The following is a 13363-nucleotide window of genomic DNA, read 5'->3' as shown; positions in this document are numbered from 1 at the left end:
TTAGTCTTTTGACCAGTTGAAGCTTAAGCCCACTACATATGAACGGCCGTAACCCATCGGCACAGGCGCCCCTGTTGAACTATGTGCGCCTCCGCTGCCCAGAGAAGTATTACTTAGGGTAGTGACATTCAACAAATTATTTACACCTGCATTCAGGGTAAGTGTTTTAAAGATCTTCTTACTCAGCATCAGATCTAACAGCGTAAATGAGCCTACTTTTGCCAGCCTGACCTTCTCCAGGTTATCCACCTTGTCTATATAACTTTCATAGTTTCTTCTGGTTCCGTTAAATTTTGCGGACAGATTTGCTGTTGCACCAAGCTCCGGGAAATAATAAGATAGATTTGTGTTGATTTCTGGTGACCATACAAATTGAGGTGTTTCCCCTAATTGTGAGGAATTCTCACTAAGTACATTATAAGTGCCCAGCATAGAAAATCCTAGTGTTGCCTGCACATTTTTCCAGATCAGTGTATTTTCTAAAGTTCCGGCAGTAGTTTTAAATTTACTGACATTGACTAAAGTAGCAGCAGTGATATCTGTTGCAGAAGTTAAAAGGTCAATTCTGTTTTTGATATTGTTATAATAACCGCTCAGCACAGATTTAAAACTGAAACCCGCTGTCTCTACTCCCGAAAAAGAAAGAGAGGCCGTATAATTATTAGATTGCTCAGCTTTCAGGTTGGTATTTCCCAGAATCGTATGATTGGAATCTCTGAAATCATAGTAAAGCTCACGTAAGGCAGGTGCACGGAAACCACTGGCATAACCCAGACGCAGATCCAGCTGGTCAGTTAAACTGATTTTAGCGTTCAGGGTTGGTACTACTGGTGGCGCATCATAAACAGAGTTTTTGATAAACCTTAACCCAGGACGCAGCGTGAAACCTTTAGCCAGATTAAGTTCAGAAGAGATGAAAAATGCATAATCACTGATTGTCGGCTTACCCGCAATCCTGGCACCATTTGCACCGTCTCTGTTAATCTCTATACCTGGCTGAAAAGAGATCTGATCTGACATCTTGTACACCAATACTGTACGAAGAGCGAAGGTGTTGAATTTAGCAATATCCTGCTGCCCTTGTTCGGCAGTTAAACTATCTCTGCCTGTGGCGTAATTATGCAGTACTGTTTTGGTTGCTCTTTTCAGATTATTATAAGCAACAGAACCGCTTAGCTGAATTTTTTCATTCCAGCGGTAATCTCCCTGTAAAACATGAATATAACGGTTGGTAATATATTGCTGTCTGAGTGATTGATTTAAAGCTTTAAGATAACCGCCTCTGCTGTCAATATTTTCGTCCAGATAATCAAATCTGTAAGACATATTGAAATTATCATTTCTATAGCCCAGTTTCCCATTGCCCATCCATTTTAATTTTGGTTTCCAATAGGTAGGACTGATATTTTCGGCGATAACAGTGGGTCCTGGTACGTTAAATCCGTTAAATTCATCACGGGTAAGCCCTGCAAGAACGCTCCAGCCTTTATTTTGCCAGCTGCCACCTGCATGCTGTGAATGTTTTCCCGATTTGCCGAAAGGAGAATATTCATTTCCAGCGGTTTCTTCCTGCACCCTGGCATTGATATTTAAAGATTCTTTACCTGCTCTTTTAGTAATCACGTTAATGACTCCTACCAGTGCATCTGAACCATAAGAAACCGAAAGCGGGCCTTCTACAATTTCAATACGTTCTATGGTATTGACGTCTATCTGATCGAGACTTTCACGGGCATCCCCCCTGTCGATCATGGGTACACCATCTAAAAGGATTTTCACACTCCTGCCGGACATCCCCATCATCTGTACATCGGTTGTACCTAAAGTCAGGTCGTTAGAGAAGCGAAATCCCAGCTCTGTATTTAAAACCTGCTGGATACTGGTTGCAGCTTTTAAACGGATACGTTCTGCATTGATTACACGTGTTCTGTAAACGGAATTTTTTAATGATTGCGGCTGAAACTCACCAGTAACCACAACTTCTCTCAGATCATTGGAAACCGAATCTTTTTTCTGTTTACTAACAGCACTTTTGTTTTGCGCATTAGTTGTTGCAATGAATATAAATATTGTAATCAAAAGTAAACCAATTCTCATTAAGAAATCTATTTAGAACTATTTTAAATAACCCTGCAAGTATAAGGAGTTATTTAGAATAATTACAAATAAAATTAAAAATAATTCATAACACACTGTGAATAAACTCAGTGTGATACAAAAATCAATAAGAAGCTGTGTTTTTTATTTATTGGTTTTTAATACACTCAAACCCACATATTTAAAGAAAGAATCTTTGTAGGTATTACCTAATTGCAGAATTGTTTTATTCTTAAGAATAACCATATTTCCTTCTATATGATTGATTTTATTATGGTTCACAACAAAAGATTTATGGATACGCAGGAAACTGGATTCCGGCAATTGAGGGAGAACGTTTTTTAGCGGAATATAAGCCGTATAGCTTTCATTTTCCAGATTGAAAATCACGTGGTTATCATTTGATTCTACATAGTAGATATCATCAAACTCTATCTTAATCAACCTGCCTTTAATGCCGTGTTTGATATAGATATAAGAGATTTCAGAAGCTGCAGTCTGCGCATTGGATTTCCCCAGCATAGGCACGAAACTGATCACCTTATGTATAGCCTGCATAAATCTTTTATGAGAGACCGGTTTAAGTAAATAGTCCACTGCATTATGACTGAATGCATCAAAAGCATAGTCTCTGTAGCCACTCACAAAAACTACCTTAGTAGCGGTAGTAATCAGCTGGCAGAAATCCATTCCATCCAGCGCAGGCATATTGACATCCAGAAAAACCAGGTCCGGACCCAACCTGTTCACTTCTGTCAGGCCTTTTTCAGGATTACTATTGAACCCGATTAATTCCAGGTAAGGAACTTCGCTAATATATTCTCTTAATGTACTGATTACATGATATTCGTCATCAACAATATAGCAGGTTATGTTCATCAGGTAATTTAATTTTTCATAGTTAATATTCAAATAGATGAATGTAATGTACTATATAAACTACTAATTCGGTAATGCCCCCGGCGATTTTTTTAACCTTCCTAAAAATTCAGTTCACCTCCCTAATACCTGCTTTAACCCTAAAAATTTCAGGGAGTCAAACTATATCAATAATTTCATCATGATTTATCTTATCTACCTATGAAAAGAACAGGTCAGGAAGAGTCTAGGCTTCCTGGCTTGTTTTATTTTTCTGGACGGTTACATTGAAATGGAAAAACACCTAAAGCTGATAGAGAAAGAAAGAAATAATGTAGCCGGCAAAGCTGAAAGATGGATTTTCAGCTGGGGTATTATACTGATCTCTATTCTGCTCAGCATATGCATGCTTTTCATACTGGTTACCCCGCACAGGGATGACATTTTTTTCAATGCCAGGTTCCATACACAGCACAAAATTATTCCCGTAATCAGTCCTTATAGTGGAATTATCAAAAAAGATGTATTTGATACTAATAATGCAATAAAACCCAACACCTTTCTCTTTACCATTTTTGATTTATCAGCGCAAAAAGAGACCTCAGTATATGCCAAAGAGGCTGGCTACTATATGCCCAATAAGATTAAATTCAGAAGTAAAACTTACGTTAGTAAAAATGACACTCTGTTTTATATCATGCCTGATATTAAAAATAAAGATGAAATTTATTGTACAGCAGATGCTGATCAGTCAGCTATCGAAAAACTGAGCATTGGTGACCAGGTTTTGATCAATATAGAAAGTTACGGAGAAAATTCTGATGTTTCGGGCACGATCTCTTCTATTGCTAAAAAACCAGACCAATCCGGGAAATACCCTTTTCAGATTAGCCTGGACTATAAAGATATCAGAAACCTCTCAGAAAAGGGTATATTTTACTTTGATCAGCAAGGCAAAGCCAGGGTTAAATTTAAACCTCAAAAGTTAGCTTATAAATTGCTTAATCTTTTATAAAACTAAGTAATAATGCCCCTCAATACGGCAAATTTGATCAGTGAAGCTGTATTCTTAACCCCGGTTTTTTCAATCAGACTTTGTCTATGCCCCTCTATTGTTCTTTTACTGATAAATAGCCTGGCCGACATTTGATTATTAGTGAGCCCTTCGGCAATCAGATCGAGAATTTCGATTTCACGCATAGAAAATTCAATATCTGTATGCGCTACACTTAATGGCGCCGTATGGATCACTTTATCCAGTAAACGCATAGACAACTCTGCACAGAGGTACTTGCCTCCCCCATATACATATTTTAACGAAAATATAAGCTCATCAGCACTCACACTTTTTAGCAGATAACCTGACGCCCCTTCTAAAAAGGCCTGGGAAACATACTTCTCATTATCCAGCATAGATAACATGACTATCTGTATATCAGGATTTCTCAATTTAAGTTCTTTAATTAACGAAATCCCATCCATCTCAGGCATATTAATATCTGCAAGTACAATATCGACTTTAATCCCTTTATCTATGATATCCAATACTTCTTTGCCGTTAGTTGCTTCCCCGGCAATACTGAGTTCCTTATCGGCCTCCAGCAGCATCCGAATTCCATTACGTACAATATTATGATCCTCTGCTAATATTAAACTTAACATAAATGTTTTTACAATTAAATTTCTGAACAATCTTTTTATTTTACCCCAGACTAATCTGCAAGTTCTATCAACATCTTTTTAAGTCTGTCTATATGCACCTGAATTTCTCCGGCTTTTTCATTTCGTGCCAAATCATTGTCAGACCTGTTCGTATCTTCTGCATGCTTTATTATACTTAATAACAGATTCTTTCTTCCATCATCCTGATAGCTACCCAGAGAGATTCTTCTATTCCTTTTATGAACTTTTTCATTCTCCATATCCATTTAACCGAATATTTTCAAACTGAAAGCTCAGGAATATTATCGAATGTAATGATTACAGCCAGCCCGTTTTTGGAACTCTCAAAATTAATTTGTCCGTTTAATAAATATACCCTGTTCCTAATACCGCTTAAGCCCGATCCGCCCTTTTTTTCACTATCTGCGGGCAATCCAATACCATTATCAGCAACTTTCACAGACACTTTATTATCTCTCAAATAAACACTTACCTCCGCATGGGTAGCTCTTGCATGTTTAATACAGTTATTGATCAACTCCTGTATCATTCTAAAAATATAGAGTTGTACATCTGCATTAAGAAAATCTGCAGAACTGTCAATATAAGTATTAATGATGAAATGGACCGTACTGGTATGCTGCGCCATTTCTTTGATACCTGCTACGAAACCGAAATCTTTTAATACAGACGGCGTCAGTTCATAGGAAATTTGCCTGGTTTCTTTGGTCACCTGGTCCAGAAGGTTATTTACATTTTTGAATGCACCTCTCAGCGAATTACTTCTTTCTATACTTTCCAGGTTTAACCTGATCCCATATAGCAACTGGCAGACGCTATCATGTAAAGCACTGCTGATCACATTACGCTCCTTTTCCTGTGCGGTAAGAGTAGCCGAAAGAATCATTTTTTGCTGATCGTTTCTTAAAAGAATCGCTTCTTCTTCCAGTCTTTTACGTTCTGTAATGTCTATTAATATACCGGCAAAATAACTGCCACCTTCAGGAATCTTAACTTCGTGACCTTTTGAAGCAATATATTTTACGTAATTATCAATTCCGGCAACCCTGAATTCCAGATCTATATCTTTTAAACCGACCGTGCCTAACAAATGATCGCACACAGATTTCTGGTCATCCGGATGCATAAGACCAATAAGCCCTCCAACAGTTCCGTCAAAGGCTGAGCTGCTGATCCCCAAAATATTACAACTATGCGTATCTAAGAACACAGCACTTGACTCACAATCTACAGTCCAGGTACCTGTTTCAGAAGCTCTGAGTGTCATTTCCAGCCTGTCTTTTGTTTCTTTTAAAACCTGCTGGGCATTACGGCTTTCTGTGATATCAATAATAGCAATATAGTATTTAACTTCGGTTACAATAATATTTGATACTGCCCTGCCTTCCATACGGGTATAAATAACCTGACCATCAAGCAGTTTCAGCTTAATCTCTGCAGTTTGTTTATGATCATTATGCTGCATCCTGTGAAGAAAATTATAAAAATCTTCCCAGGACTGGGGGGAGATAAAACTCTGAAATCTCTTATTGAGAATGGTTTGCCTGGATATATTAAGCAGGTCAACCCCATTCTGGTTGGCTTCTTCAACTATTCCTAAATAATCAAGGATAAAATAACTTACCGGGGCCAGATTATACAGTCCAACAAATTTAGCCTTTTCCTGATCGAGTATTAAATAGGAATTTTTCAGTTCGTCATTCTGCCTCTCCAGCTCCAGCTGGTAAACCTGAAGTTCATTCAATAAAATATTCACATCATCTGGCGTCAGATTCTTTTTCGCAGAGAAATTCTTATGCTTAATTTTCCCCGAACGTTTGCCGGTTAATGAGGTACTATTTTCTTGTTCTGAACCCTGACCTTTATCCACTGCTTTGATTTCTAAAGGTAACCAATGAAACTAAACCTATATTTCCTTCAACCTGGTTAACCGGCTGAATTTTCACAAAAATATCTTTAAGTCCTAAACCCTGAAAGTTATGCTGTATAAACAATTCCGGAGGGCCAGCCTGCAACAACAAACTGTCCAGCTTTTTTGTTTTCCATTTATTGTGGACAATTTCCATGAAGGATTGTTCAACAATTTCTTCTTCTTTTAAACTAAATTGCTGAAGGAACAAATTATTTGCCACCAGCACCTTTCTTTCTTTATCTAAAATTATCGCAGCATCAGGAATAAGATTGATCATGCCTTTTGCATAGTCCAACAAATAGGTCAGCCTGCTTTCCATTGCTTTTACAGGGGTAATTTTTGTAAAAGTAACTACAGCACCACTAATGAAATTATCCATTGTACGGTAAGGCATAATCCGGAGATTATACCACTCGTCTTTTTTAGTGGTAACTTCCAATTCCTTTCCAGCTAATTTTTCAATCACCTCTCTGATTGAATCTTCTAACAAAGGATAATCAAAATTGGAAACAATATGTGTAATCGACCTGCCTACATCGGTTGGAATAACATTAAACAATTTAGTCACCTGTGGCGTAAAACGAACAATATTAAGCTGATTATCTAAAAATATCGTCCCGATCTCAGTATTATCCAGCAGATTTTTCATATCATTATTCAGCTGGGTTAACTCCTCAGCTTTATTTTGATACTGGAGATTAATAGTCATCAATTCTTCATTGAGTGACTGCATTTCCTCTTTCGTGGTCAGTGCCTCTTCATTGGTACTTTGCAACTCTTCATTCGTACTCTGTAACTCTTCATTTGTAGATTTGAGCTCTTCTAATGAAGTTTCCATCTGCTCAATTGTACTATGCAATTGCTGTTTAGTATAGATCAGCTCTTTTTCAAGTTCTTCTACTGCGCCTTCTCTTGATGGATCTATATTAGGGCCTTTTACAGATTTTCTTTTCTTCAAAGGTCCCAGATCATAAAAAGTAACCAGCATTAAATCCTGCAAAGGCAATTCGGTCATATAACTCACCTTAAAACGAACCAGGTAAACCCGGCCGTCTTCTTTGATCTTAATGTCAGAAACCTCTATTGTTCCCTTTTGCTCCCATACCTGATGTAAAGCATTCCCCAAGGCATATTTGAGTTCTTCTCTTGCCAGTCTGTGAATATTAAACACAGCCTCGCCAGAATTGATCTGCATGAATTTTGAAGTCCTGCCATTGATATAAAGAATATCACCTCTTTCATTTAATAATAAAGATGTAGGTGTAAAGTTTTCCAGTAATACCTTATGAAAAGTTTCTACTAAAGGATTTTTTATATTCTTAACCGGCAGCTGCATTTTTACACTTTTATTGTGCTGATTGGCAACATGGAACGGAAAATCAAGCATATTCCCTAAAGAGGCACCTTCTTTACGCCGGAAAAGTTTCCATTTCGTATCTAAACTGGTAAAGCTGTCATGAAAAGTGCCAACAGATTCTGCCGGGCCCAAAAATAACAGGCCATTAGGGTTCAGCGAATAGTGAAATACAGGAATAATTTTTTTCTGCAGTTCTGAGGTGAGATAGATCATTACATTCCGGCAGCACAACAGGTCAAGACGTGTAAATGGAGCGTCTTTAATCAGGTTATGCTGTGCAAATACAATCATTTCACGAACCTCTTTTTTCACCACATACCCTTCGTTTAATTTAATAAAAAAGCGTTCCAGTCTTTCTGGAGATACTTCTGAAGTGATGTTAGAGAAATAGTTTCCTGATCTTGCATGGTCAATGGCAATAGGGTCCAGGTCCGTTGCAAAAATCTGTAGTTTAGGTACCCTGTCTGTTTTTACCGACTCAAAAAACTCAATCAGCAGCATGGCTATAGAATAGGCTTCTTCTCCGGTAGAACAACCTGCTACCCAGACACGAATAGGGTCTCCCGTTTTTTTTGTAGCCAGATGAGCGTATAATTTGTCTTTTAAAACCTCAAAGGCACCATGATCTCTGAAAAACTTGGTTACCCCAATTAACAGCTCATTAAATAGTAAAGCGATTTCATTTGGGTTTTCTCTGAGATAATTGATATAATCTACATAATCATGTAACTGATTTATTGCTATCCGCCTTTCAATCCTTCTGATGATTGTGTTCTTTTTATATAATGTGAAATCATGCCCTGTATGTGACCGCAATAGCATCAGTATCTTTTGCAAATGCGTCTGATTGGTATTGCTCAACGCAGTTTCTTCGTCCAGTTTATCTACTGCTAAAACCGGATGATTAAGATATTGGATCAGTTTGACGGGCATATCTTCGGGAGCCAATATATAATCCACCATATTGGACTTGATACTGGCATTAGGCATACTTGGATAGTCTGCTGTTGCAGGGTCCTGCACCATAGCCATTCCTAGTTTCTCCTTGATCATTCTGACCCCTGTTTCTCCATCGGCACCCATTCCCGAAAAAATAATTGAAACTGCATTTCCCCACTGATCTTCGGCCAGACTTTGCAGGAAATAATCAATAGACATATGTGCTCCCTTATAACGTGAAGCTTCCATTAATAATAAACGCCCATTGTGTATCCCCATATCCTTCCCTGGAGGAATCACATAAATATGGTCCGGTTCAACGAGTGTACCGTCAGTTGCTTCAGCAATACTCATAGATGAAACCGGTCGTAGCATAGCAGCTACATTAATATGATGGGAATTGTCCAGGTGCATAACTATTACAAATGCCATCCCGCTTTTGACAGGCATATGCAGGAAGAATTTCTCAAAAGCATGAAATGAGCCCGCCGATCCACCCATTCCGATAATTGGAAAAGATGATTTATGCTGATCAGTGGTTTTTGATCTGGAAGTTTGTGGAATCATTATTTTTCTTTCATAAACCCTATAAAGCTAAACTAAAGTTGGTAGTTTCCAATTACAAAAATATTTTAAAAAATTAAACAATTAATCCCAATTCACCAGGTTTAACACTAAATCGTTATTACACTGTTAATTGACCAGAAGATTCGAATTACGCCTGTGAGTATAATAAATACAGCATGGCAACCGCCAAATTAAAAACTGCCTTTAATTTATCTTTGAAAACATAGTTGAAGGTTTACCATAGGAAGTCATATTAAAAAGCTTTAATTGATTACGCTTACCAGCAGTCTCCTGTTCTATTAATTTGGACATAGCAGCATAAGTATTATTCCATGATAAATTTTCAGTAAAACCGGAATTCTTGTCTGCAGATGGAAATAGGTGGACATTCGTATGAAACTTTTTGTGACCAGCATTCGCAGAATCCTCCTGTGTAAAGACCAGGTCAGCTTTCTCTAACAACTTCTTTTCTAATATACTCATTTCTTCAGGACAACGCCTGAACATAGAAACTTCATCCATACAATCAAATACGGTTAATAAAGGATTGTATTTTTTCGAGAAGGACAAGGATGAAGAAGTGTAGTACCAGAATGTCCATTTATCAAGATCTGCATTTGTAAAAAAATCATCAACCAATTGGATCATACATTTAGTAATCTGGCCTGAAGTTAATCCTGGTTTTAGATGAGGGACTAATTTCCAAAGTGTCTCAGATCTGGTTCCATAAGAGAAATAAGGTCTCTCTCTGGCATCAAAAACCGGATTTTCCATAAAATACACATTAGTATCAGTAGAAAACCGCAATAGCAATTGCTGAGGCCGCTGGAGTAAAAAATCCCAGCGCAGATGCGAGAAACAAAGCAAATTCTTTGGTGTCATACCTATAAATGATTTAATACTATTTAGAAAGAGATTGATTAACCTCAAAATTAGGAGGATTTTTTAACTTACTATGAGTATAAACACCTGAAAGGTTGGATTTAAATACCTGATTTTAAGAAAATAAGACCTTTTAATCCTTTACTATTTAAATTGCATGTTCTATTTTTCTTATCATACATCAATACAACAACAATTTAATTATACCATATTTGTCGTATAAAAAAATTACAAACATGAAAAAACTACTTGTATTATTATTTGCAGCTTCAGCTGCTCTATTTGCTTTTAAGCCTGCGGGGCCTAATACCTGGACAGCAGACAAAGCGCATTCAAAATTAGGATTTGTGGTTACCCACTTAATGATCACTGATGTTGAAGGTTCATTTAAAAACTTCGAATCAACTATTACAGCTTCTAAAGATGATTTCTCTGATGCAGTTGTTTCATTAAGTGCTGATGTAAACTCAGTAAATACAGAAGATGAGAAAAGAGACGGGCACTTGAAAACTGCTGATTTCTTTGACGCTGAAAAATTCCCTAAATTAACTTTCAAAAGTACTTCAGTTAAAAAATTAGCTGGTAACAAATTCAAAGTAGCTGGTTTATTAACTTTACACGGTGTAACTAAACCAGTAACTTTAGACGCAACTTTAAGAGGTGTGACTACTAACCCAATGTCTAAAAAAGCTACTGCAGGTTTCAAAGTAACAGGAACAATCAAAAGAGCTGATTTCGCTTTAGGTTCAAAATATCCAAATGCAATGTTAAGTGATGAGATCACATTGAATGCAAACACAGAATTCGTTAAAAACTAATTTTGTAATCAGGAACAAAACAATTTAAATAGAAAAGCCGCTGTTCCTATAGAATTGGAACAGCGGCTTTTCTATTTAAAATCTATATAGCTTACCAGATTTTCACTCTTTTATCCGGTGCCAGGTACAATGAATCACCAGGTTTCACATTAAAAGCAGTATAGAACTCAGGTATATTTCTCACTACCCCATTTACCCGGAACTTTGCAGGTGAATGCGGGTCTGTACCTACTTGTTTTCTCAATGCCTGCTCTCTTGATTTGTTTAACCAAACCTGTCCCCAGCCAATAAAAACACGCTGATCGCCATTAAAACCATCCAGAACAGGAGCAGGTTTACCTTTAAGACTGGCATGATAAGCTTTAAGCGCGATAGTCAGTCCGCCAAGATCTCCAATGTTTTCACCCAGTGTATATTCACCATTCACATTCAGGTCACTCAGCACTTTAAAGCCGCTATACTGTGCAACTAAAGCACCTGTTCTTTTTTTAAATTCACTCAGGTCATTTTTTGTCCACCAGTCACGCATTACCCCATCGCCATCAAAAGTACTGCCCTGATCATCAAATCCATGACCAATTTCGTGGCCGATCACGGCACCAATACCTCCGTAATTTACGGCATCATCTGCATTCATATCAAAAAATGGCGGCTGCAAAATAGCTGCCGGGAATACGATCTCATTCAATGGCGGATTATAGTAAGCATTTACCGTTTGCGGAGTCATTCCCCATTCTGACCGGTCAACAGGATTACCCAGTTTTTTCATCATCCGGTTATGCTCAAATGCAGTTGCGCGGGTCAGGTTTCCATAAAGGTCGTTTTTCACAATCTTAAGACTGGAATAATCTCTCCATTTATCAGGATAACCAATTTTAGGAGTAAACTTGCTGATCTTTTTCAATGCTTCCGCTTTAGTTTCTGGGCTCATCCATTCCAGGCCTTTAATACTTTCTTCGTAAGACTTTAACAGGTTACCCACCAATACAAGCATTCTGGCTTTAGCTTCTGGGGAAAAGTGTTTTTCAACATATAATTTTCCAACCATCTCTCCTAACGTGCTATTCACAATCCCTACCCCTCTTCTCCATTGCGGACGCTGTTTAGGCACACCGTTTAATATGGTACCATTGAAATTAAAATTCTCTTCATCAAGGGCAGTATTCAATGCACCGGCAGAACCATTGACCAAACTCCATTTCAGATAAGTTTTCCAGGTAGCTAAAGGTGTATCTTTAATAATAGCGGCCAGATCTTTAGTATAATTCACCTGAGAAACCACTACACTGTCAGGATTATTTGCGCCCGCTTCTTTAAGCATTCCCTGCCAGTCAAAATCAGGAATTAAGGTATTCAGTTTACCAACCGCATATTTATTATATAAACCAGCCAGATTTCTGGTTTCTTCTTTTTTCATTTGTTTGGAAGCCAGCAAAGTCTCCAAAGCCATGATTTCAGCAGCTTTAGGTTTTGCCTCTGCAATCCCGGCAAGTGTTAGCATTTTTTCAATATGAGCTACATATTTAGTCCTGATTTCTTTAGATTTAGCATTATCAGTGAAATAATATTCTCTGTCTGGCAGCCCTAATCCACCTTGCCAGGTTAGCAGCATGTATTTTTTAGGGTCTTTAAGATCCTCACTTACAGCAACACTAAAAGGCGCCATATTGCCAATTTTACTTGCATAAGCAAAATAAACTGCCAGGTCTTTCTGACTTTTAAGCGCATCAATCTTTTTAAAATCAGCTGCCAGAGGTTTAACGCCTATTACATCTCTTGCGGTCATATTCATATATGAACCATACAAATCACCGATCTTCTGCTCTTCTGAACCATCAGCAAATTTTCCGGAGGATGCTTTTTCTATAATTTCTTTAACATCTTCCTGAGCCTTATCATTGACCATTGAACCGACGCTTGCGGATGGCTTATCGGCAGGAATTTCTGTTTTTTTAATCCAGCTTCCGTTCACATATTCCATAAAATTATTTCCCGGAAGAACTTGTTTATCCATATTTTCAAGGATAATTCCCGATTTAGGGTCTCCTGTTGAATTAAAGGAATGGAATGCCGCAAAAAGCAACAGGGAACCTGCTATTAAGGGGGCACCCAAAGAGAGTTTTAAATTATTCATAAGTTATCAGTTTTTTAATCAAATCTACTAAGAAGCCGAAACAATTAATGCTAAAGATTCAGTTTTATTTGAATAAATTGCACCCTGTTTAAAAAGATCGCAGAATAGAAGATTAT

General features: G+C 37.6%; 10 protein-coding genes. 2 read left to right on the top strand and 8 right to left on the bottom strand.

The features are described from left to right. Together HDE68_RS03650 and HDE68_RS03645 are read right to left on the bottom strand one after the other, a co-directional pair. Positions 1-2097 (bottom strand): TonB-dependent receptor plug domain-containing protein, encoded by a 2097-nt coding sequence (locus HDE68_RS03650; protein ID WP_183879022.1) that lies wholly within the window; start codon positions 2095-2097, stop codon positions 1-3. Between the two features lie 144 nt (positions 2098-2241). After that, the gene (locus tag HDE68_RS03645; RefSeq protein ID WP_183879020.1) at positions 2242-2976 is read right to left on the bottom strand and encodes a LytR/AlgR family response regulator transcription factor; all 735 of its coding nucleotides are present in this window, start codon (positions 2974-2976) and stop codon (positions 2242-2244) included. Between the two features lie 271 nt (positions 2977-3247). Between HDE68_RS03645 and HDE68_RS03640 the strand changes: the two genes are divergently transcribed. Next, positions 3248-3970 (top strand): HlyD family secretion protein, encoded by a 723-nt coding sequence (locus HDE68_RS03640; RefSeq protein WP_183879018.1) that lies wholly within the window; start codon positions 3248-3250, stop codon positions 3968-3970. Positions 3971-3972: 2 nt separating this feature from the next. On the opposite strand, the gene HDE68_RS03635 is transcribed toward HDE68_RS03640, so the two are convergent. From HDE68_RS03635 to HDE68_RS03615, 5 genes are all read right to left on the bottom strand, one after another. Next, positions 3973-4617, bottom strand: a complete 645-nt coding sequence (locus HDE68_RS03635; protein ID WP_183879015.1) for a response regulator transcription factor — start codon at positions 4615-4617, stop codon at positions 3973-3975. Between the two features lie 50 nt (positions 4618-4667). Further along, the gene (locus tag HDE68_RS03630; RefSeq protein WP_183879013.1) at positions 4668-4883 is read right to left on the bottom strand and encodes a hypothetical protein; all 216 of its coding nucleotides are present in this window, start codon (positions 4881-4883) and stop codon (positions 4668-4670) included. A gap of 14 nt (positions 4884-4897) precedes the next feature. Next, positions 4898-6508, bottom strand: a complete 1611-nt coding sequence (locus HDE68_RS03625; protein ID WP_183879011.1) for an ATP-binding protein — start codon at positions 6506-6508, stop codon at positions 4898-4900. Further along, entirely contained in the window at positions 6501-9413 is a 2913-nt protein-coding gene (locus HDE68_RS03620) for a CheR family methyltransferase (RefSeq protein ID WP_183879009.1), read from the bottom strand. Before HDE68_RS03620 ends, HDE68_RS03625 begins: the two co-directional genes overlap by 8 nt. Positions 9414-9617: 204 nt before the next feature. Then, positions 9618-10295 carry a hypothetical protein gene (locus tag HDE68_RS03615; RefSeq protein WP_183879007.1) on the bottom strand — a complete coding sequence of 226 codons (678 nt, stop codon included), beginning with the start codon at positions 10293-10295 and terminating at the stop codon, positions 9618-9620. A gap of 236 nt (positions 10296-10531) precedes the next feature. Here HDE68_RS03615 and HDE68_RS03610 point away from each other — a divergent pair, with 236 nt between their 5' ends. After that, a complete protein-coding gene (locus HDE68_RS03610; protein WP_183879005.1) occupies positions 10532-11113 on the top strand; it encodes a YceI family protein in 582 nt (193 codons plus the stop codon). 91 nt (positions 11114-11204) lie between these two features. Here the strand turns inward: HDE68_RS03610 and HDE68_RS03605 are convergent, their stop codons facing one another. Continuing rightward, positions 11205-13247 (bottom strand): M13 family metallopeptidase, encoded by a 2043-nt coding sequence (locus tag HDE68_RS03605; RefSeq protein WP_183879003.1) that lies wholly within the window; start codon positions 13245-13247, stop codon positions 11205-11207. Between the last annotated feature and the right edge of the window lie 116 nt (positions 13248-13363).

Source organism: Pedobacter cryoconitis, assembly GCF_014200605.1.
Classification (GTDB): Bacteria; Bacteroidota; Bacteroidia; order Sphingobacteriales; family Sphingobacteriaceae; genus Pedobacter; species Pedobacter cryoconitis_B.
The sequence above is the reverse complement of the archived record's forward strand: the minus strand, read 5'-3'. Positions and strand labels throughout refer to the sequence as shown.